This window comes from Nocardia sp. NBC_00881 (assembly GCF_045207455.1).
GTDB lineage: Bacteria > Actinomycetota > Actinomycetes > Mycobacteriales > Mycobacteriaceae > Nocardia.
The window spans coordinates 6,777,378-6,802,693 of the sequence record NZ_CP108798.1; the positions used below are offsets into that span (position 1 = coordinate 6,777,378).

At 66.1% G+C, this 25,316-nt stretch carries 1 protein-coding gene (only partly in view); it reads left to right on the forward strand.

This entire window lies inside a single protein-coding gene on the forward strand: locus OH799_RS28730, encoding a GNAT family N-acetyltransferase. The 177,828-nt coding sequence extends 113,574 nt beyond the window's left edge and 38,938 nt beyond its right edge, so the window shows coding positions 113,575-138,890 — codons 37,859 (complete) to 46,297 (partial); the first complete codon in view begins at position 1. Both the start codon and the stop codon lie outside the window.

Below are 25,316 nucleotides of genomic sequence, written 5' to 3' on the forward strand. Positions count from 1 at the left end.
CTGACCGGCGTGTTCGAGGCAGGCGACCATGCGATGTCATTCGATGCCTGGGTACGAAGCGAATTCGGGGATACCCCGCGGCGCGACGACAACACCTTCGATGAACAGCGCCTGCTGATCGAATCGTTCGCCATGGTGGAAAGCGACGGTGCACAAGCCGGTGTGGGACGAGCGGCTCTGCACACCATGCTGCGCCGGACCGCCGCGGACATCGCGGAACTCCATGCTGCGCTGGACCTGGTGCTGGCGGCCCACGAACCGGTGTCCGCGGCCGAGCAGGAGACCAAAACTCAGCTCGTCCAACGGCTGACCGGGCAAGGTTTCCGGGTTTCCGGGGCCGACGACCGGGTGGTCCGGGCCGAGGTGGTGCGCGAGTGCGTCGAGACGATCGAGGCACTGTTCGCACGCTACCCGGTGTTGGCCACGATGGCACAGGATCCCTTGTACGGCGCGCCACAGTTGGTGATCGGCGCACCCCGCGGCGACGATGCTACGTTCCGCCCGGATGTGCTCGTCGAATACAACGCGGACGCGCTCGGAATCGATCTGACCGAGCCCGGTGCGCCGGTCGAGGGCGAACTTCTGTTCAACCTGCTCTGGGCCGGCGCGCCGAATGCTCTGGAGCGGCGAGTGGTCGACGATATCGACTCCGGGTGGCGTCGCGGTTTCCGGTATCGCCCGGTGCCGGGGGCACTGCTGCACGCGCTCGGCTACTGGCTGCATGCGGTGCTTCCGCTACGGGAAGCGGAACATTACGACCTGCTTGCGGGGGAAGCGGAACTCGATGGTCTGCGAGAGCTGTTCGCATCTGTCCGGGTTCCCGACGGAACGGATTTCGATGACTGGCTGCGGACCCAGTTCTCCGGTCACTGTTTCCGTGGCGGAACGTTCGACGTGGACGCGGCGATCGCGGAATCCTTCGTCGTCGGAGAATCCGACCTGTTCGTCACCGACCCTGAGGAACGGCCGGAACTCACCGCCGGTGAGGACTATCTGTATCACTGGATGCGCGTCCGTTTCGACGAGGCCGAACGCTACGAACAGGATCCGCGTGCGATAACCCCGGATGCGGCCACCGAACCGGTCGACGTCGACGAGCCCGAGGCTGCTCCGCGGGCGGCGAGCCGGTTCGTCGATCCGCGTTCGCTGTTCGACGAGCACGGCCGACCCAGCCCGGAGTTGGCCGCCGCGATGAATCTGCGCGACGAACTCGACGTGACCGAGCAACCCGAACCGGAAACCGAGCGTGGGCGCGACGAGGCTGCCGAGGTTATCGAAGCGTGGCGGGCGGACAACCCGGTCGGCGTGTTGGCGGAAAGCGAATACCGTCCGCTCGGGGCGGATTCCGACTCCAGGGTGGAGATGCCGTTCGAGCACGCCAGGAAAATCGCGTACGCGGCGCTGAAACGCAACGAGACCGCGGAAGGGTTCGGCAACCGCATCTATTTCATCGGGCAGTACGTGCTGTTGCTGGTGAAACCGGCGGAGGGGGTGGACCCGAAACAGTTCCCCCAGCACGCGGTGCTGGAGGAGTTGGCTCGGGCCGGCGTGCCGTATACCCCTGAGATTTTTGCGGTGCTGACCGATTTCCGGTTGGCCGAGGGCACGGTCACCACCGAAGCGGCGCCCGGGCTGATCATGAAACGCGAACCCGGACGAAAAGGCTCCCAAGCCGAGTTCTTCGGGCGACGCCAGGAATTCCTCGCGAAGATTCAGCGGATATTCGCGAAACTGCGCACCGTCGATCTATCCCGGCTGCGACGGTATCTGCCGCCAGACACACCGACCGACGTCTGGGAATTCGCGCGATACGCCATCAACGAGCAGCGCAAGGTGTTCCGCTCGATGTCGTCGGCCGGCGCCGCGACGCGATTCCGCCGCCTCGGGATCTCCGAGGAGATGTTCGATCTTCTGGAGGCGTTGATCCCCCTCCTGCTGCCGGAAGAGCTGTATCTCGGGCACGGTGACTGGATTCGCGAAAATATGCTGATCGACCCGTTCACGGCATTGGACTGGGAGTTGGCTCTGCTGGCTCCGGAGTCTTTCAACTGGGCGATTCTTCATATGCGCGACTTCCCGGGATATGTGCCGAGCTCGGTGGGTGGGCCGAATATGTGGTTCTGGCTGTTGCTGTTCCACCTGCAGCGCAGCACACACGATGCGGTACGGCAGGTCCCGGGCGGCCGGGATGCCAACTACCTGGCCAGCTTTGCCGTCCTGCTGATGTTCACCGGCCGTAACCCGCGCGGCGCCGCGGAGCTGGTACAGGAGGTGTCCGGAGCCGACCCCCGCGTCGATGTCGCATCGAAACCCGCGATCAAGCAGATGTTATTCCGAGAGCGCGGACGCGAGTATGACGACGCCGAGTTCGCCGATGCGATGGTACAGCTCGAGATGTGGATCGATCTGCAGGTCGTGGAATGGCCCGGATACAAAAAGAAATCCATCAAACAATTACTGACCATGGCGGTTACCCACGCGCTGACGACCTCGTCGGGCATGGTCACCGTCATGGTCGACAAGAAAGCGATGCCGACGTGGAACAAGTCGGTTCGCATCACTGTATCGAGCAGTTCCCCAGAGTTGTTCCCGGTGGACATGATTCCGGACGAGGTACGGGACTGGTTCGGCGAATTAAACGCACGTTTTGTGACCGATCCCTACTACGGCCAGCCGAATACACTCGAGTTCGTCTCGAGTACCAGGTATTTCGGGAAGATCAGCGGGGACAAGGTGGTAATGAGACCGCCCGGCTCGCTTTACCGCGTCGTGTCCGAGCCCGCCGAGCGGCACCGGCATCTGGGTGCGCCCGTCGCGGACACCCGTCCAATGCTGGCGCAGAACGACGCACAGAGTCTGATGCGGATGGCGTCGGAGGCGACCGTCAACTTCATCGAGGGAACGCACCGGCTGGGCGCCATTGTCGCCGACGGCTACTGGGTGGGCTGGGACTTCCACGCAAGCTCCCCCTTGGGTGCCGATCCGCTGAGGTTGCGGCGGTTCGCGGGTTGGGAGGACCAACTGGCCATTGCCGTCGCACCGGCCGTGCCCGAGTTGCTGCCGCAGGTCCTGCACGCCGCCGCCGGCGCGGGCATTGTGGGAGAGGGCTACGTCCCGGAACTCGCGCTGGTCACCCGGCGGCTGCCCGGCGCCCAGCGTGCGGGCGACGAGTTCGGCGAGATGGCCGACGAAATCCGTTACACCGGCAACCTGTTGTTGCGGCAGTTGGCGCAGGTATCTCCGGAAGCGCTGGCCGAGCGGATTGCCGACGCTCCGACCGATGCCCGGGATTTCCTGCGGTCGCTGATCGCCCATGCCCGGTTGGCGCTCGAACCGCACCGGGCCGCGGTCCAAGCGCTGGGCATCGTCGACATTGTCGACGTATTCCGAAAGGTGGAGTTGCGGATCGGCGAACTGGAGCCGAGGCCACTGCAGTTGGTGCCGATCGGCTTCGACGGCACGAACATTCTGTTCGCCAACGATCGGGTTTCCGGGGTCACCGGGGCACTGTGCTGGGCCGATCCGTCCTGGCTGTGGGCCTGGTTGAGCTCCAGGCACGTTAGTTTGGTGCCTAGGGCGCAGCTCGACGACAACGCCATGATCTACCTGGATTTTCTCGCCGCGTGGGATCTCGTGGAACAGTTGGTCGCCTTGGCGGCAGGCGGGGGAATCGAGCTTCCGCCGGCGGTGGCGGGGAACGCCCCGGCGAGCGCCGAGCAGGAACTTCCGCCGGTGTCCGTGTTCGAGGAAGCCGGCCGGGAGAGGTCCACGGACGAGGCGGTGCGAATCGCCGTCGAGGCCATCCGCCGCGGTGAAGTCCACGTGCACACGGACGGCGTCTACTACGCGCTCGACGACTACTTGGTGCTGGTCGAGGTGCCGCGCGCGGAATTATCGCAGTGGATTCCGCAGTACGAGGCGGTGGCGTTCCTAACCGGGCACGGCGTCGGCTGGCTGCCTGAGGTGTTGTGCGTGCTGGGCGGCCAGGACATGGTCGGTCGTCTCTGGGATGACGGCAGCCCGATGCCCAGCGGGTGGTCGCGGGGGGTCCGGCTGCCGGACGGGACCGTGGCGGACGAAACCACCCGGGTGTTGGTGATGCGTCGTGACCGCACCGCCCATCCGGCCACCCGGGAGGAGTTCGACCGGCACTTCGACCGCATCATGGCGTCGCTGCAGACACAGTGGCAGCAGTTGGAGCGGATCTCCCGCGACGAGTTGGTGGCGTGGCTGCGCAGGTGGCGGGGCGCTGACTCATCGGAACTGAATTATGCGGGCCACGAGCTGGTCAGGTTCTTCCTGCACAGCAGAACAGGTTCCTGGCATGGCGGTTTCAACGACATGCGGCACGGTGGTCTGGCCGATGTCTTCGAGGGATTGGAGATTCCGCGCCGCCCCTACGACCCGATCCGTGCCCGGGAAGCCGACCTGGTGGCGGAACCGACACGGCTGCTGCACGGCGAACTCGACCCGGCGGACCTGTGGATCGACGACGACGGCAACCTGGTCGCGGTCACCGGGTGGCGTAACGTGCGATCGGGTCCGTCCGGATTCGACCGCGCCTTACTCGAATCACACCGGGAGCAACCGCTTTCCGACTTCGATAGCGCCGACGGGCCGAATACGGCCATCTGGCGTGAGCTGGTCGCGGTGCGGATGGCTGTCGAACAGGCCGGGGAACATCTGCACCCTGACCCCGATCGGGTTTTCCTGGCTCGATTCGCCGCCGCACGGCGGTCGTGGGGACTGCCCGCCGAGGACAGTGCACGGGTGATCGCGACGGTCGCCGACAGCCCGGCCGCCCGGGCCGCGACAGCGATCACAGACGGCGGTCCGAGCCGACGTCGGTATGTCGTGCGGTCGGCGGTAGAGGTCTTCGAAGACGACCGGTTGTCGGACGCAGTGCGGGAGGCAGGCAATTTCCTGCGCCGCTCGCTGGCCGGGTGGTCGCCCGCAGCGCCCGACCAGTGCCTGGCCGCGGACATGGCACTCGGTTGGGCGCTGCGACATGCCTTGTCGGTCGCCGAAACCGGACGGGTGGAACTGTTTATCGACGAGGTCACCGTGCGCACCGGCCGCCGGGGGATACAGGTCCGGCTGCTGTACACCGGATCGGAGCCGTTCACCCCGGAAATGCTGCCGGAGGATGTGCGGGCACCGCTCGTCACAACGAGCGCCTCCGCGGTGGACGACCGGCACGAGGGATGGGCGACCTGGTCGTTCGAATTCACCCTCCGCACCATGCATTTCGGCGCTACCCGGGCCGACGATATCGCCGGGCTGATCCCGCCGGAGGCGATCGCGCTCACCCGGACCGCGGCCAGTCGGTTCCGCCCGCTGGGACTGCCCGAGGATGCGGAACACGGTCCGGAACTGTCCTCGGCCGAAGCGGAGGCACTGGAGCCCATCCGGGTGGACGGCACCATTGATATTTTCGAGGACGCGCACAGCTGGGGCGGGCCGGCCGGAAACGGGTTTTGGCTGTTCTTCCCGAAGCCGCAGCATCCGGACGAGATGAGCCCGCGGACGTTGGCGCTGCACGATGTGTTGGCGGTGCTGGCCCCGTATGTGGACCTGACACCGCGGGTGTTGTGTGTCCTCGATGACGGGCTGAGGCTGGTCATGCGGGAGTTGCCCGGACATTCGGCGAGTCGGGCCGAGCTGGCACTGATCCACGGCGAGATGCTCGACGCCACCGAGCTGATGCTCGACCAGGCCGCGTTGGCGCCGAAACCGCCATTGCCCCCGGGCGTTCCGGAGACGGTGGATGATTTCCTGGATAACCTCATCGCCCCGGTGATGCGGGTGTTCCTCCCGCACCTGGAAGAGTTGCGGGAAGTGCTGGTCTGGCTCGACATCCCCGAAGAACCCTTCGCGGCGGTATTGGCGAGAAAACTGATGCCCGCACGGTTCCAGCTGATTCCCACCCCCTCCGCAAGTGACTTCCGCGTCGACAGTGGACTGGTCTCCGGCATCACCGGCACCGGCTGGATGTGGGGCGACCCGGCCTACACCTGGGCGGTGCTCGATCACAGCATCGAAGGTGTGCCGTGGTCGCTCGGCCGCGAGAACGCCCAGATCTACGGTGAATTCCTGACGATCCGCGACGTGTTGGCGGATCTGGTCGCGCTGGTGTCGGTGGATCTGGAACACGATCGGCGGCCCGAGGTCGAGCGCAGGCTGTATCGGAGTCTGCTGAGCGCCTACCAGTTGTGGGGGTCGCGGCATCGCGGCAGCAAGGAGCAGGTGGACTCGGTCCTGCTCGAGCTGCGTGACAGGGCAGGTGCCGGTGCGCTGCCGCCATTGCGGGAGCCGGACATCTTCGACCGCCTCCCGCTCGTCGGGAAACGCGCAGTTGCCTGGGCGGAAATCGCCGATGACGCATTTGAGGTGGAAACCGGCTGGGATACCGCCGAATTCGTTCTTCCCGAGTTGGGCATGCAATCGCCGACGCCGCACGACCTGGTGGTCATGGTCGAACTGGACATCCCCGGCGACTTCGCCGAGCTGCCCGAAACGGTGCCGATCCCGGCAGGCGCCGTGGGCCGGATCGGCACCCGGTCACCGAACCTCACGAGCGGAGCTACCGGGTATGTGCGGGTGCCGAAAGGCACAGTCGTGCATTGGCCGGAGCGCCTCGACGAGGTATTCGAGGTGCGGCTCGTCCACGGCGGCGCTATCCAGGTGACTCGCGCATTCCCCGACGCGAACCGCGGCGCGAACGTCTACGGCCGACTCACCCCACCCAGCGAAGACGGACCCGGCCCTGCCTCACCACAGCCACCCGAGGGTGGCGGCGGAGCCGACGCTCCACTCCCGCTCCGCGAGTCGCCAGTTTCGGATGGTGAGTCGCCTGTTGTCGACGCCGAGTCGGATCCGTCGGCGGGCCGGGGCAGGGCAGCGCTGCCGGACGCCCTGGTCCGCGGCGCCCGGCAGCGGGGGGACACACCGTGGGTGCTCAACGGGCACGACCCGGATGACGAGACGTTTCAGACCTGGGCGCTGGGCGCCCCCGGCTCGGGCCGCGGCAAGCCGTTCATGCCCACCCCACCCGTCGCCGCCGAGCCCGCCGCGATAGCGAGTCCGCAGCCACGTCCCGAGTGGAACCCGCAGGAGTGGGTCACCGCCGAGGAGGCGGGGTGTCTGCTCGAGGCAATCGGCCAAGGAAACCCGGCGATAGTGCGGGACGCTATGCGCCGGTGGTCTATCCGCACCAGGCTCACCGAGGAGCGGTTGCTGGCGGGGCGTTCCGCCGCCGAACTGGCCGACAGTGGTTTCTCCGACCACGACTGGGCGCAGCACGCTCGCGATATTCGGCGGCTGGCAGGCGTTCTCACCGGCGTGAGGGTGGCCCGCGGCGACCAGGAGACTGGGATCGTGGTGGCCTGCCGGGAAAACGGTCCGGATTTCGAGGACTGTCTGAACCGGCTTACCCCCGAGCAGCGGGCCTGGATCGAATGGTTCCTGTGCGGCTTTCCGCAGGTCGAAATCGACGCCGAACTGGGTCGTGCGTTGCGGGGCTCGGTCTTGATGCTGCGGCACACCGCCCTCGGCCGGATGCTCGCCCAGCTGGCGACCGACCCCGCCGACCGGCCGCCCTCGCAACTGGACTTGCAGCTGGTCTGGCGGGTTGGGCGCACCGATGCCGCCTTGTTGACGACTGTCCTCGAGCACATTCCCGACGACGTGCTTCCCGTCGATGTGCGCAGCATGGTCCGACTGCGGTTCATCGACGAATTGTCGCCCGAGGTGGTTGCCGCCGAGTTGGGACAAACCTCTTTATGGGTCCGGTTCCATCAGGCGAGAGCCATCCCCGTAGTGGCCGCCGCGATTGCCGCACTGCCCACCGCCGACCGACGGCCACCGGCATCGTCCGAGGCAGAGTCGGCAGCGGAAGTCGACACCGACGGTGACGCCGAAAGCCGTACCGGCCCGATGGCAGCTGAGTCGGACCGTCCCCACAGCGACAAGGGGGTCGCAGATGTGCCGGCTCTCCTCGGCGCCGGGGGACTGTCGGTGCGGCCCGGTCGCGCGAATTCGCTTGGTCGCCTGTTCGATCCGGTCTCCATCGCGGGTGGAGACAATCCGGAGCAAGAGGCTCATGCCGACTGGCGCGAATCGGGTCGCGCCTGCCTCGCCGCTGCCGGCCTCGGGGATGCGGAGGGGGCGGATTCGGACCGCGAGGCCGTCCTGTACCTACTGGAAAGACAGTTCCATGACCAGGGCGGGCGCGTCGGCGGGCTCGACGAGTGGCTGGTCGAGCAACTCGGCGAGAGCGTGGACGGTGACGGCAATCTCGATGTGAACCGCGCGTACCTCGAGGCATTCGATGCGGCGGCCGCCGGCCGGGCTACCGCCGCGCAGCAGTTGCTGAACTCACGCATGCGGGCATTCGCGATTGTCAGAACGGCGAGACGGGAACGTGACTGGGAGCTGTGGGGTTTCATCAAGAAACTCCGCATCGGTCTGTCGCACGATGACGATCAACAGCTCGGTGAGCTGCTGTTCCGACGGATGATGTCGATCGAGGCCGCGCAGGAGGTGAGCGAGCGCCGCGAGGTCCGCGGGCTGCAGCATGACATAGCCGTCCAGTTGGCCGGCATGCTCGCCGCTCCTGCGGAGTTATTGCCGCTATTCGAGGCCACCGCAGTCGACGATGAGATGGCAAAGCGACAGCTGATCGAAAAACTCGGCACCGGAAACCCGCGGGTACTAGTCGATTTCGACTCCTTCCTCGATCCGAGGGTTCCGGTCGCGTCGGTCCGGAGCTATTTGCGCGCGGTCGACTATTTCTGCACCCGATACGGTGTGTCCACACGAAATGCCTCTTTCGCGTTGATGCTGGATGTCGGAACGCTGCCCGACACGGAGCACCTTCTCTACAGTCGCCGGATACCGGCCAAGAGAGGATCGGCCGAGCAGATCACCAAGGTCACCGCGGATATTCGCTGGATCACGGATCCCACCGGCCTCGACGAGGAATATGCGGAAGGGATCCGGAACGGCAAGTTTGTGCGCGGCGCCGACGACGCCGTGTTCGAGCTGACCCTGCGTCGCCTCGAACAGGCGTTGAGCCATATGCCGGGCCTGTGGGATCACCTCACGCAGCATTCGGGGAGTACTGCGCTCGACACTGCCCTCGAGAATGCCTACCGGGCATTACATGTTCTGGGTGTCGTTCGGGAAAGTTTTCAGAACTGGCTGGCACGGCTGCCCGGACACTGCCGCACGGCCGATGGCGGCATCGATGTGCCCTCGGCGCTGCGTGCGGCGTTCGATGAGATTGCGGCCAATGGGCCGAACTGGACCAGCCCGCAGTATGCGCTGTGGCACGCGCAGGTCAACGGGTCCTTCTTTCTGCCGATGCGTGCGGCAGAGGTCGAGCGCTACACGCTGACCCGCGATCTAGGGTTCGGGCAACAGCCACTGGTGCTCGATGTGGACGGCTGGGACGCACTCGTCGCGCAGTTGGGTGAAAGTCGCAGTGAACAGCATAATCGACTGGCGGAGTTGGTATTCGACGAGAAATATCGTTCGCAGCTGCACTATCTGATGGAGACGGTGCTGAATGCGGCGCCGGATGCGCGGCCGTGGAGCGACAAGGTCGTGTACCTGCCTCGCCGCCGCGAGCTGGTTGTGATCGCGGTGGGCGACACACACCGTCGAGCGCTGCGCGAAGCCCTTGCTGCCAGACCGGAATTGGCCGGGCAGCCGCCGCGGACCGGTTATACGGTCCGATTCGTCGAGGCGATCCCCGCGCAACCGGGCGTGCCCGGCTCATCGCCACGCATGCGGGATATCGAGTCCTGGACGGTAGCCGACCGTGCCAGTTCCCAGCTGCCTGCCATGGCGACGGTGGACGATATCGAGCTTCTCGAGGTCATGCTGGATGAGGCCGAATATGTGCTATTGCCGTTCGACGGCATGGTCTGCGACCTGTTCCCGCCGGAACGAGCCCTCGTCGCCGCCGACCAGCTGCGCACGCTCGCGATCTCACAGGGCGTCGATCTGCCACCGGATATCGCGGTGACGCGGGATCCCTACGCGGTCTATGACTCGGTCTATGCGGCCTTCCCGGAAGAAGAACGCTGGCTGCTGACGAACTATATTTCGACGTCCGAGAGCGTGGCCGCCCGGGTCGCCGCGCCGGTCCCCGGTGCGCGGGAGCTCGCTTATGCACTGTGGCACAAAGGTATTCGTGTCGTGCTGTTCAGCGAGAAGAGCTTGGCAACCGGCATCTATGATTTCCTGTCACAACATGAGTCGTTCAACCTCGGGATCAGTAAATTTTTGCGGATCGGGCGGTCCGGGATGGATGGCCATACGTTCGATCCGACTGTGGATCCACTGCGCGAGGCGTTCCGCGTACTCGGCGACCCACCACCGGAGCGGTGCCTGGTCATCGGTGGCGCGTCGGATGTCAGGAAGGCCAAGGAGTGCGGGATCCGGACCATCGGATACGCGCGCGAACCGGACCAGGTCGAGGCGCTCGTAGCCGAAAGGCCTGATCTGGTCATCACCAACCTGCGGCAGAGCACGGAGCTGGCCGCCAGGCCGCTGCCCCGACCGCAGTCCTCGCCCCTGCCATCGAGGTTCCGTCCGACGACGGAAGTCGCGTCTTGGGGTGGGGATTACGGCCATGCCATCAACCCGCCCACGGCGCGGGATTTGGCCGTCGAGATCTTCCGCGATGGGGTGTGCCTGTCGGGCTTCAACAACGACAACTATGTGCGGGACGGATATCTGGCGCGGGTCGAGAAAGACGTCGAATCCGTGGATGTCGTGTACGGCCCCGAACCATGGTTCTTGGAGCTGGCGGCACACGCGGGTGTTCGGCGACTTCCCCGGGTGCTGGCGGAGATCAGACCCGAAGACCTACACCACTTCGGCATTCGGCTGCCGGACGGGACGATCCCGCAGGGAACGGTGATCCTCGAGGAGTGCGCCGCCGGCGTCAATCCGACCGAAGAGCAGTGGATCCGTTGGCGGGAGCCGATACTCCGCGACGTCGTCGAGCTGCAGCGGCAGTTGAAGCAGGTTCCGGTGGACCCGCTGCGGGAGCTGTTGCTCGTGGACTACCCGGATTATCCGGAGGATGGCGATGTTGCCGGGCTGGTGGTATTCGTCGCTGCCCAGTCGACGGAACACCATGAGCGACAGCTGCTTCGGCCGGAGATCGCCACCAGGTTCGCCGGGTTGGAGGTTCCCGCGAACGTGTTCGCGCCGATTGTCGAAATGGCCGAATCTGCTGTCCAGGAGCAGTTCCAGGCCGTCAATCGGGATATCAAGCGCGGGAACGTGCTGATAGATCCGAAAACCGGCAAGGTGGTGGCATTCCTGGACTGGGGTCTGTGGGCCCTATACACCAAGTCCTACGACTTGGCGGTGCTCAATCACCGTGAGGTGCGCGATTATGTCCCTCGGGAGCTCTGGGTCCCGAACATGGACATATGGATGCACTACCTCGATATGGACCGGCTCGTCAACGACGGTGGCCGCGGCAGCTTGACCCTGGACGCTTTCCTGCGCGCCCGTCGGCTCTGGGGCATGCCGGAGTCGGGCGCCGCCGAGCTGTACTACGAGGTATTCCCGCCCGATGACAATGACGGGGGCGGTGCGCCACCTCCGAAGCCGAGACCGCCGAAGGGGCCGCGGCCTGGCGGTGGTGGTCCGGGGGTGCGTCCGGACCCGGCCTTCCGCTACGACGACTTCGCCACCGCGGTGGCCGACCCGTTCGGCGGCTTCGGCCGCCGGGCCCGGGCTCGGACGATGATGGTCGACGGGGCGATCACACACGGCAGCCGGGACGGCCGGTTGGGCGGTGCTTTCGGCGGCCGCGGCTTCGGTGGCGCCCAGGTCGGAAATGACGGTGGGCATGTCCCGCCGTCGCGAATGGCGCATGAGCTTGCAGTGGTGACACCGGCGATCACCGAGAACGCTGTCGCTGTGGTTGCGGCGACCCAGCGGGACAACCCGGCGTTGCTGCAGTCGGGCCTGCTGCGGTTGCGCAGGCAGCGGCTGATTACTGCAGAGCAGGTCACCAGCATCCAGTCGGGGATTGTGCAGGAGCTTTCGACCGCGGAGGTCGCGTCCGAATCGGGTGGTGACACCGCCACTGTGGAGGCCGCGTTCCGGCGGCTGGCGGAGTTCGTGGTTGGCGTCGATTCGCACACGGTGGCGGAGGCGGTGGCGATCGTGGCGGCAGCGCGACACCATGATGTCGCGGCACTCGCCGGGCTGATCCGTCGGCGCGATCCAGGGCGGCTCGACCGGGACGAGCGGTGGCTGCGCTCGTGGCTCGCCGACGGCGGTCATGTCGCCGATCTGCTGGATACCGCGGACGAGGCGCTGCTACGTCGGCGGTGCACGGTGGTCGGCAGGGTGGCCGAGTCGGTGCTGTCCCAGTTGCTTCCGGAGACCAACGGTCCGAGATACACGGCGCTGGGTACGGTGCGGCGGGCTACCGCGGCGGACGTCGCTCATCTGGCGGGGACCGATCGGATGACGGTATACCAGGTGGTGGATGGTATTCCCGGCGGACCGGCCGGTCCGCAGATCCGGCAGCAGGTGTGGGATGCCGTGCACCGCTTGGCATTCCGGACTCCCAGAGCAACGCCGGGTCTTACCTACGCCGATCTGGCACGCACGGTGGGAGTGACCAGAGCAACAGTGTCACTGCTCTTCACCGGCATCGATACCATCGGTGTCGCTGCCGGCACCCGGCAGCGAATACTAGACGCGGCAGTGGAGCGGGGATGCCGGGTCCTCTACGGCATCGGCCTCAGCGGCGAAGGCCTGGGTTTGGTGCTGCCTGCACTGTTGCTCGATATCGCACGGGCAGCCGGAGTGTCGCTGGATGCGGTGCGACAGGTGCTGGATGGTGGGCTGTCGCAGCCGGGAACACGCATTCGCGTGTTGGATGCCGTCGATCAGCTCGGGATCGCCCTGACCGTCCCGCCACAGGGGACACAGCGTGAACTGGCGGATCGGGTCGGGGTGAGTACCGAGCATGTGCAGCGTTTCTTGAAACTCCAGGATGGAGTCGCTTGGGAGACGGGGCTGCGGCTGCTGGCCGAGGCAGACTCGCTGGGCATCCCGGTGCCACCAGATGTTCGTCTCTTCTACCGCGACTCCTCCGGGCCCGATGCGACACGGCCCTCCGCTGTTGTGTCGGCCGAGTCGGAGTCGGTGGCGTTCACGCTGGTGCGTGAGCGGCTCTGGCGGGCGGTATCGGATCAGGCGGCGATGATGGGACTGGACACCGCGTCGGCGGCTCGGGTCGTTCGCCAAGTGTTGGCGGTGGTGGGGCATCGTTTCAGCGATGGTGTGTCACCGGGGGATCTGAACTTCGAGGGCTTCCGAGCGCAGGTGTTGGTGGGGTTGCGGGCCTGTGGCTGGAGCATTGGGTCGCAGCAATTCCGGGCAGTGGCTCGGACCAGCCGAGACGTGGTTGAGCACGGTCGGCGTGCGATGTCCGGGCCGCGTGGGGACTGGTTGACAGCGCGATACGGGCGGGTGCTTTCGCGGCCTGAGGCGGCCCGGACACTGCGGCTGGAGTACCCGGAGGATCTGCTGGCGGAGCTGGACTTCAATGCACTCGACGAACTGACCCGTCGGATCGGCGAGATCCTTGCCCAGCAGTCGGCGGACCTGGCGCAACCGCCATCCGACGCCGTTCCTCCGCCACGCCCCCCGGAGTCCGGTGATCCTGCCGGACAACGTCCACGAATGTCGTACGCCGCGGTGGCGGGTGCGGTCGGAGTGAGCCGCCAGACGGTGCGCCTGGTGTTCGCGTGTGCTGAGGGGGAGGTGAGCAGGGCGCTGGCGCTGTGGGTGTTGGCGGTCGTGGAGGGGAGGGGTTTCGAGGTCGATCCGGATGTCTTTGCGGAGGTCTACGAGTTCTGGGAGAGCCGTCCGGCTGTCGAGCCGCGGATGTCGCGTGCTGTTGTGGCGCGGGCGGCTGGGGCAGATCTGGTGGCAGTGCCGTGGCTGGTGGTGTCGCGAGCCGCAGGGGTGAGCCCGCCGACGGTGCGTCGGGTGTACGAATGCAGCGCGGATCGGGTCGGGAAGCCGACGGCGTTGTGGGTGTTGGCGGTCGTGGCGGGGATGGGGTTCGAGGTCGATCCGGATGTGCTTGCGTTCTGGCAGCGTCGTCCGGATCGCGAAGTCCTGGTGACACAGGTGGATGTGGCTGAGGCGGTAGGGACGAGCCCGCAAGTGGTTAATCGGGTAATCGACTGTGCCGAGGGGGAGGTGAGCAAGGCGACCGCCTTGCACGTGTTGGCGGTGGCCCAGGAGACGGGGTTCGAGGTTGACCCGGATGTGCTCGAGTTCTGGGCGAGCCGTCCCGAGCCGCGGGTGACGTACGCCGCGGTTGCCCGGAGGGCTGGGGTGAGCCCGGCGACGGCACGCCGCGTGTTCGAGGGCGGGGCGCCGGTGAAGGAAGCGACAGCGGCACGGGTGCGCGAGGCAGAAGCGCAGCTACGGGCTGAGCAGTCCGACAGTGCCGACCGAGCGGCTCCGGTGGTGCGACCGGAGCCGTCGGAGACGTTCCATGCCGTCGACCCGCGGCTGACACCGCGGGCGTGGGCGTTCGGTGGGCCGACGTTGGCGGGTGCGTTGCGGGCAGATGCGGATGTAGCCGACGTGGTGGGGATGATGGGTGGCCGGGTCGAGGGGGTGCTGGGTCCGATCGGAGTGCCGCGGGGGCGCGGTCAGGGTGTGTGGTTCGCCGCCGAACCGGATCGGGACGGGGACCCCGATGGCACCGCGCCGGGTCCGGGGCGCTCCGAGTCGACGGAATCCGGGCAGGGGTTCGGTGCACGGCTGGCGGGCCGGGCGTTCTGGCGGCGCCGTGGGCGGTGGGCGCGGGGACCAGCGAACGGACCCGCCGAGCATATGGAGGCACCGCCCGCCCAACTGTCGGCCGAGGAGAACGAATCCGGTGTCGAGACGACCGGATCCGCGGACCCCGACGAAACGGAACAGCCAGACGGCACCGAAGGCGGCAGTGAGAGCCGATCGCTGCTGCGCCTGATTCGCACCGACACCGAGTTCCGGCTGGCGATCAGCGGCAAGGTCGGCTCAGGAATCGGAGACACGATCTGGGGATCGGCGCTGCCTCTGATCTTGCTGGAAAACGCAGGACCGGGGGTGGCAGGTGCCGTTGTCATGGCAGGCAACCTGCCACATCTCATCGGCGCGCCGATCGCGGGATATTTCACCGACTTCTTCGACATCAGGTGGATCCTGCGGGTCAGCGTGGCCGTAGGGTTGGCGGCAGCGGGCACAGCGAGCGTCGCCCTGGCGACTGGAACTTCGAATCTCGTCCCAATACTCGTCGGGACAACATTCGTGGAGACAGGCGCCGCCGTCTTCTACACCAACAGTATCAACCGGGCCATCAAGGAAATGGTCGGCCCCGCAAAATCGATGCGAGAAGGACTGGCTCGCTTCAATTCCTCTTATCAGAGCATCGTTCGAGTGGCGGGAAATGGGTTAGGACCCATTATGCTGGGGGTGGCCCCATGGATGCCCTCCCTGATAAATGGATTGTCCTATGGGTGGAACCAGGTGGCATTGTCGCCGTTGCGAAAATTCCCTGCCGCGCCCAAACCTGCTGGGTCGAATGCTTTGACCGGACTGGGAAAGTCGCTCGGTGAAGGAATTCGGGTAACCCGTGAAAACCCTCTGATCCAAAGTACGACCATTAACTTTGCGCTCACCAATATATTTCTGGGGATGGAGTCGCTCTCCTTTGCGTCAATAATCGCAGGCTCCGATATTACGCCGTGGCAGGCGGGAGCAGCCCTCGTGATCCCACCTGCCGGGAACTTGATCGGGAACGCAACGCCCGGTAAGTGGTTGGACAAACTCGGCATTGAAAGCCTGCTCACCGCCAGATTGGTCGGCTTGGCAGGGGCCGGTGTGGTGGTGGCAACCACCACCAACCCCTGGGTTGCCGCGGCAGGGCTTGCCGGAGGCTGGGCAGTTCTGGGGGCGGGTGGTGTCGCTATCAGTGCCTACCGGGACAAGGTGATCCCGAAGGGAGTGTACGGGCGAGCGAGCTCTGTCTTGACCATGACGACCAGGGGTACGTTCGCGGCGGGCGCTTTGGCCGGTGGTGTCCTGCTCGATCAATGGGGAATGGGACCGGCGACCTGGTCTATCGCCGCGGCGTTCAGCACCATCGCGGCCGGCTCCGTCGTCCGGGAAGCTCTTCGACGCCTGAAGAAGTCGAATGATCCGGCTGCCCGGAAGCTGCTGGACTGCATCAACCAAACAGCCGAGGCAACTTGGGCGCTCGGCCTCGACAAAGGAATCAAACCCCAACCAGGACAAAAAGACTGGACCCACCTCAGAGACGCCATCGCTACCCAACTCGTCGAAACCCACCTCGACCCTGAAACCGAAGACCCCCTCGCCCACATCATCGACACCGTCGAGCGGGACAAGGACATCGACACCGCCGTCATCCTCGTCGACGACGGCAAGAAGATGCACTCCTACACCGTCACCAAAGCCAACGGCCGCATCGTCATCTTCGACACCAACATCATCGACCCCGACAACCCCTCCCTCGACCCCGAAGACTCCGGCCGCATCCCCCGCGTCCGCACCCGCGACAAATGGCAACAGTCCTTCACCCGCATCACCAAAAAATCCGAAGCCTACGTCGCCTACCTCACCACAGACGACCACAACAACCTCACCAACCTCCACCCAACTCGACCCAACCAACGAACTCCACGCAAGGGAGGCGAAGTCCAAGGTCGCCCCGCTGAAAACAACGGCGATGAGTTGTCGAACGCACTCGATCACGGGGGTGGGGCACCGGACTCGCCGCAATTCCCCGAGACCGAACTTCGCCGGGAGGCGGACGCGGCGGGCGGCGGGCCGCGCCGTGATTCGGATATCCAGCGGCCCGGTGATATCCCGGGAGGGCAGCCCGCCCCGCGGCCTGACGGCGAGCCAGCGGCGCCTGGCGCGGGGAACGGCGCGTCGGCCGGTGACGGCGCGACTGGAACACCGCAGCCCGAACCTGCCGGCGGTGGAAACGGTGGTGGCGGGGACGATCCGCCCACCTACAGCGGGAGTTCGGACGACGGCGTCCACGTCATCGAATTCCAGGAGGGCGATTCGCTGCGCCAGGTGCTGGAACGCACCGACGAGCTGATCGACCAGCTGACGTCCGGCCGGTCGCCGAACACTGTGGCGGTGGGCAAGCTGCTCACGCGGCGGATGGTCGGCCTCAGCCAGGGGGTCGCCAGGGTTGAGCAGGGTCGAGTGTCGGTGCGGTCGTTCGACGAGTCGACCGGCCTGTCGCTCGAGGTCGAGCTGTCGGACGGTGATGAACGGCTGGCGTCGTGCTCCGTCGATTCTCCCTACGAATGGGCGCTGGACGTGGGATCTCTTGCGCAGCAGCACGGCGAGCTGCGCTCACTGGTTGACGACACGCTGAGGCGTGGGCTGGATCATGACCAGCCGACGGTGGTCGGATCGGTCTTGGAAGAGCTGGCCGCCCACCTCCACGCGACCGGGGATGGGTGGTTGCAGATCAGGTTCTCTCCCGGCGTGGGAAGCACTCACCAGTTGTGGGTCCTGCTGGGCAGGCGCGGAGTGGGCGGGACCGCCGAACTGGCGCTGGAGCTACCCGATAGTGGCGGGTTGGCTGATCCGGCCTTGAAGATCACGATGACGATCGATCCGGAGCAGGACCTGGACACCGTGATCACCGACGTCCGGGGGGTGGTTCGAGAGCTGACGGTCGGGTGGCCGGCGGGCCGAGGCGATGTCGCGAGAGATGCGGCGGAGCGGTCGCTCCGGGCGGCGGCCGCTCGCCATGACGACCCGACCGAGGTGTACGGGCTCGAGATCGATGCCGGCGGAGAGTCGGGTATCCAGCTCATCGAGTTCGCCATCCACGACCCCCGAACCGGATTGTCGACGGATCGATATGCCGTAGCCGAGGCGCCGTCCGAGGCGGAGCCTGCGTACAGCCCGATTGGAGAGGCGGAGCTGTGGGATCTCGTGATCGAGCCGGATTCGAACCGGGATCATGCCATCGAGGAAGCGTCCCGGTTGGTTCGGGAGGCCGGCCGACTCCTCTGGCCGCCGGGGCAGGACGACGCGGCGTTGCTGTTCGCCGAGACGATGGTCGGCAACGTCGTGGACCACCCGGGTGCCGAGGGGGTGCTGGTGGTGACGCGGCTGGCGGTGGGCGACAGTGAAGTCGTCGGCATCGAGGTGCATGTCCGTTCCGCGGATGGCGGCCGCGGCGGGGAGACGACGCCGTTGGGTCTGCTCGCGGACTATGCCCATCATCACGGCGTCGAGGTGCATGGCCCGGACAGCTTCACCGTGTGGGTGGTACTTCGCGATGAGACCGCCGAGTCGGCGGAACTGGCGGCAGCCATGGCCGATCGCGACACCGACACCGACACCGCCGCAGGAGCGTCAGGCCCGACAGCGGCAGTGGAGGATAACCACCGAGGGCTGAGCGAGCGCCACATCGGCACCGCCGACCGGGATGAGTCCGTGGTCACCGACCCGATCCCCCGAGGTTTGCGCGGTGAGCTGCGGTTGGCGACCCAACGGTGCGCGGATCGGCTGGCGGTCGCATCGCTCGGACAGTCCCCCGGTGACCTGGCGTTGACGGCCGTCGAGGTGGCGCCCGGGCAGGTCCGGTTGAACGTAGTCGAGCGTTACCCTGTTGCGCCGCCGCAGGATTCGGATCAGAGCGACGCCGCGGACGTCGGCGAGCCGCCGAGCGCAGGCGCGCCGCGGATTCTGCATCTCGGCGAGAGCGATTCGGCCGCGGGCCGGTCCGCGACTCGGCGCGCGATCGAGGAAGCGTTGCCCGCGTGGCCGGCCGCCGCGCGAGATGCTGTGGCCGACACGGTGGGCGAAGTGATGACCGACGCGATGCGGCGCGGGAATACGAACGTGACGGTCGAGGTGCATGAGCTCGGGCTGCAGGTGATCGTGGAACACCACGGCAGCGTCGAACTGCCGCCGGAGCTGGTACGGGTGTTGGAGACCGGGGCTACGACGTGGCAAGTCGAGTCGCGGTTCGACACCCGACGGCGACGGGTCGTGTGCACTTTCGAGCGACTCGACGACGCGGTGAGCGTGGCCGGCCGTGTCGGTGGCGACGACCCGGTCACGGAATCCCAGATCCTGCCTCTCGGTCCGCGCCGGCAGGCGGCGATGAAGGCCCGCCGGATGGTCGAGCAACTCATCGACGCTCACGGTGGTCCGCGTCGAGTCGCTGACAGATCCAACGCAGCGACATCGGCGGAGAACATCGCGCGTACCGCGAGCCATGACGGGCACCGGGACGTGACCCTGACGGCGGCAATCACCCGGTCGGGCCTGTTGACTTTGGAAGCCGCCGAGGTCGATGACAGCACTGGGGCGCGGCCGACCGTATCGACCGTGTTCCGGTCGTCGGGATTGCTCGACAGCTCATGGTCTATCGAGGAAGGACACGTTGTCGACGCGGCGGTCGACGAGGTGGCTCGGCGAGCTCGTGGCGAGATGGTGCGGCACGGATGGACCGATGCGGACCAACTCGACGCGGCTGATTTGGTGGTATCGCGGCAGCTGCGCACAGTGTTGGTCGGGAGTCGCACGGATCGGCCGTGGCGGTTGAGCGTGGTGGTGTCCGGGGAGCCGGGCAGCAAGATCCTGACGATCAGGGTCGATGCTGTGGGTCGCCGTCCGGATGATTTCCCGGCGCTGGTCGAGCTCTTCCAGCGGACGGTGCAGTCGGACCCGAGTTCCAGTGCGGCGATGCAGTTCTTCCGCAACCGGTGGCTGGTCGATCTGTACTGGTCTGTCGGGGTCGAGCCGGCGGTGAACGCGAGTGACATATTCGGCGGGACCGATGCGTATTCGCGGGCGGAGTGGCTTGTCGCCGCCAATGCGGGTGTGGATCGGACTGCGGTGTCGCGGGCGACGGACGCGCTGGTCAGGCGAGTGTTGCACGGGGGCATGATTTTCCGGGCCAGGACGCTGGTCAAAACGTTGGTCGACGAGCTGCTGGTGGGTCCGGGTCGGGATGGTGTGGTCTCGGTGGCCGTCTCGATGGGGGCGCGAGGCTGGGAATGTCGAGTGGCGGTGGCCGATCGGCATGCGCGAACGCCGGTGGAGGGTTGGCGAGTCCAGGATCTGATCGGTCCTGGGGGCGCCGCCAGGGCAGGTATGGAGTCATGGGGTCACGGCACGATCACGTGGGTCGCGTTCGACGTGCCCTCGGCCGCCGTCGTCGAAGGCGACCGCGGTGGGTCGGCTCCGGCGGGCGGGCCGACTCGCAGAGCGAATCCGGTCGACGCTCAGGGCGCCCTTGACATCATCGACTCTGCTCTGGGGGTGCCCGGCGCGCCGGACACGAGTGAGCCGACCGATGCACCGGTTCGCCGCGACCTCGAAGCCGTTCGCACCGATATCGATGAGTTGCTCGAGCTATATCCCGAGAACCGCGACGATGACGAGGACGATGACGGCAGTGGCGGTACTGTCGCACCACAACCGGGACCGATCACGAGCGGTCCTACGGGTGGAGCCGGAGCGGTTCGGGACGGGGATTCTGCTGAGCAGCGGGAATCTGGTGGAGGCGAGGCCTACGAGCCAGCGGACGATCCGAGTACGCAGACTGTCCAGCAGCGGGGTGCCGGGGAAGATCTCGGGTCGAGCGGAGCGCCCGTCCCGAGTAGTCCACCTGAACCGACTGCCCCCACACCAGACGGATCCGAAGCGCCCGAAGGCACGCCCACCGGGCAACCGAGCAGTACCCGGGACGGATCCGGCACCGGCACCGGCACGCCCAGCGATCCGATATCCGACGTGGTCGCCGTTTTCGCTGCGGGGAATGCCGCGCACTCTCCGGCGCCGAACCAGCCGGAGACAGCGACCGGCGTAGCCGGTGAGTTGCCCTCGAATCTGCGCCGCATACTCGCGATCGCCGAGACTGAAGCCGAAGAGGTGGCAGCCGAAGCGCTGCGACCGATTCGGGATCTCGGCTTGGGAACCGAGCGTCTGCACCGCAAGGACGCCGCGGAGATCGAAGAGGCGATCCAAGGTCTACAGGATTGGCAACGAAGTCGGTTCTCTGCCGTGCTGCGCCGGCTGGTGGTCGATGAAGAGGCGGTCCGCACGTTGGCTGACCTGGAAGCGATTCCCGAGGTCCTCGAGCATTTCCAGCGGCTGAAACCGCACATCGGCAGTGCCCGCCGATATGTGCACGACGTGCGCACGGCATTGGCGATGGTGATGGCCCGCCGAATGCTCGCGGCGAAGGGTGCGCACGCGATTCTCGACAACCGCGGGCGCGTGATCGAGGGTGCCGGTGTCGTGCCGGGCGAGGGCATCCTGGTTGTATCGCCGTTGCACGGCCAACAAGCTCTGCTGGACAGAAGGTTGCCGGGGCTCAGGGAGCACGCAGCTGGTGCGGGTATCCCGATCGAGTATCGGCAGGTGCTGGTCGGCGAGGACGGGCAGGTGACCGTCGAGTCGATATCCGGTATTCGCGAGGAGCGAGCGGAAGAGCCCGAGTACGGGTTCTGCACGAACAGCGACGAAATCGAATGGGTCAACAGACTCGCCGACGACCGGCCCTTCCGGGAAAAGCTGATCGAGGCGATCAATTCGGGCATCCGCGAACGTGAGCTCATCCCTGGCATCTCGGGGTATGACACGACGTTCGAAAGCGTATATGTCAACACCTACAACAACCGTTTCGTGGCAATCGAGAAGACATGTCGGAATGCGGAAGAGGCTAATTCCGTCGAGCTTTCTCTGCTGACTCACAGAAATGCCGGAACGCGAACCCCGGACTGGCTTCGAGCCAATAAACGTGTCGTCCTCATGGAGTATGTGCATGGAGCGGCCATGGACTCCGACGCGCCTGAGTATTCACTCTACTTCCACACTCCGGCAGCACAGCGTATAGGTTTGGCTGACAATCTTATTCGAATGCCTGATCGACACGCGGATGGCAACCTCAGGATCCATAGAAGCTTCCATTTGATACCCCTCGGAAACCGTAGGGGATTCACGAATGCCTGGCCGCCAGGTGGTTACTCAGCGCATTTCTCAACAGTACGGGACGGTAGGCTGGAGTGGGTTCGGCACCGTTTCTCGCTTGCGGAAATTCAGGCGATTCGGCAACGAACGATCACCTCTGAATCGGAATTCACCCGTTTGGGTGGACAGTCCGCGTACCTGGACGAGCTGGCCATCCTCGCCAGAATCGAAGAACAGGCGGTGGAGAATATCGCGCCACCGACCATGGGCGATGCTGTGCGGACTCTGGAAAAGTTCCGTGACGAGCTGGCGGGCATCGTCGGCCTCGACAGTCCTCGTGATATCTGGACGCATCAGAACTGGCGCCAAGCCATCGAAGGATTGAAACAGCAGTATCCCGACGATTCCGATTCGGAGATGCGTTATTATCTCGATACTCTCGAGAGGCTGAACGCACTTCACCTGCGCGCACAGAGCGCCGAAGAGCTCGGCGGCACCTTCCCGGGATCGACCGACGAGTATCTGGACAGCCTGTCACACTGGCTCGCGGACCTGGAGGCAGCGGAATACCCGGTGCCGGACAGCGAGTCCGATGAGGAGTGGCAGGCACACTTCGACCGCGAAACTCGCAGCGCGACGACGGAACAACGTTCAGTCGAAGCCCCCGCCGCTGATTCCCTGGACGACGATGCGCGCGGTCTCTCCGCCGACGAACAGCGCGTCGAGTGGACCGTGCTCGCGCCCGATGCCGATGTTCGGAGCGACTCGTCGCCCACACGCACAGCTGCCACCGCCGGCGAACCGGATTCGGCGGCAAGCAGTTCCGATGCTCCGACGTTTGGGCCGGATGAGGCGGGCGAGCCTGAGGATGTCGGCTCGCAGCTGCGCGCGCGTTATGCGAAGGCGGTGTTGGTGCGGGTGTCGGCTGAGGTGAAGCGGCTGGTGGAGCAGTGGCGTGTTGACCTTGACCAGGATCAGCAGGATCGTTTGGCTCGCGATGTCACCGCGGAGGGGTTGGCGATGGTGGGTCGCGAGCTCGATTCGAGTGGTGTGGACGGGGTGGGGCAGCGGTTGGGTGTTGTTGTCGGGGAGCTGACCCGCGGTCATGTGGAATCGGCGCGGTTGCGGGGCAGGGTATTGCGGGAGTTGCCGGAAAAGGTGCGTGTCGGGCGTCATGGCCGGGCGCTGGCTGGGCTGGGCAGACGGGAGTTGCGGCAGCGGTTGGACGAGCTCACGCCTGCCCAGTACAAGTGCATCATGCTGCGGTTCGGGCAGGCCGAAGAGTTGCCGGTCGAGCAGGCCGCGCGGGCGATGAAGCTCGGCGTGGACGCGCTCCGTCCGTTGGAGTTCAACGCCCTGCACAAGTTGGCAGGAGTTCCCGCCGAGGCCGAGAGGCGCGGCGGCCGCACCAAGACTGTGACCAAGACGTACCTGCCCGAGCTGGTGTTGACCGACGAGGAGCGGGAGCAGTTGACGCGCTGGGCGCGGCGAGCGAAGACGTCGCGGGCGTTGGCGTTGCGGTCCAAGATCGTGCTCGCCTGCGCCACGGGGGCGTCGATCAAACAGGTCGCCGCCGATCTGCGGCTCAATCCGTCCACCGTGTTCCGATGGAGGCGCCGGTTTGTCGATGAACGTCTCGCGGGGCTGGTCGACGAGCCTCGCCGCGATGCGCCTCCCGAGACGATTCGCGAGTGGGTGCTCGAGCGCGAGGATTCCGTTCAGGAACAGCGCCCCGAACCGGCGATATCCCTGGACCTCCGTGGACCACACGACCTGGACACGCCGGAGGGCGAGAAGCCGCAGCCGTCGGCGCCCGAGCTGAACGACTCAGCGTCGGAATCGCCGAGTCGTGGGTTGTCTGAGCGTGCGGGCGAGGTGCTCGGCCTGGTCGGGGAGGGTAAGACGGACCAGGCAATCGCGGCGGCGCTGGGAGTTTCCGAGGCTGCCGCGAGTGCGCTTGTGGGAGACGTCGTCGGCAGACTCGGGGCCGTCGACCGGGCTCTGTTGGTGGACGTGGCGCGATACAGCGGGATACCGGAGAACGATCACGAATTCGCGCGGTACCGGCAGCGACTGGCACTGATGACGGTCTTTCTTTCCAGCTTGGGGATCGCGGAGTCCGCGTCGGCGAGACTGGCGTTGGCGCGGGTGGCCGAATCGGATTTGCAAGCTGTTCTCGGCCGATTGGACCCCAGCCGACAGCAGGTCATTACCGAGGCGATGAATGCTGTACAAGGCGGTCGAGATCTGAACCCCTTCGAGCACGACGCGATCCGCGAGTTGGCCGAACTGGTCCGTGCGAAGCAGCCGCCGACCGGCGGGCTGAGCGACCGCGAGGTCGGAGTGCTCAGCCTGGTAGCTGAGGGCATGTCGAACCCACAGATCGCCGAAGAACTGGGACTGTCAGTGGACACCGTGAAGACACACGTGGTCCGCATCGGCAAAAAACTCGGTATCGGTGGCCGAGCAGGAATGGCGGTGGGGGCGATACGCGCGGGCGATCTCCCCCTCGCGGGCACCCGCCGTCGCATCTGGGGCGAGCTGGACGCGCGCGAAATCGCGGCCCTCGGTCTTGTCGCACGAGGCAGGTCGGACGAAGAGATCGCGGTCGAGCTGGGCGAGTCGGTGTCTATCGTCAAGGGCGTCTTGCTTCGTGGCAACAGCAAGCTCGGCGCCGGTAATCGAGCGGGTAACGCGGTGGCGGCGATACGCGTGGGCAAACTCCTCCTCGACATCCCCCCAACCGCTCGCGGCGAGTCCGATCGGCTGCGGTGGCTGCGTACCGACACCGATCTCGGCACGGCATTCGGCACCACCGACGCGAACACGGTGATCCGCCAGGACGCCGACACTGCCCGGTCCTCGGGCGAGGTGATCGACGGCCTCGGGCTGGTGACCGAAGGCGGCGGGGTGGTGGCGGATCCCCGCGATGAGAACCCGAGGCCCGTGTCCGCAGGCGAGACGAACGTCGAAGCAGCACATCAGGATCTGGACCAGGCGTCCGAGTCGAATGCACGCAGTTCCGGTACACCTACGGCCGGCCACGGCGCGAGACCACCGGCAGCGCCGGGTGCCGCTGGATCTGTGCCGGGCCCGGAGGTCGGCTACCACGAGCACAGCGATCCGATGCTCGATCGTCCAGCACGACACAAACTCCGCGGCCGATTCGCCGGCGAATCCGGATACGCCGGACTCGGCGAAGCAGTCTTCTTCCACCACCCCGAAGACCGCAACAGCGACGAAAGCCCAGCTGTCCCCTTCCCCGAACGAGAAGGACAGCAATCAAACCC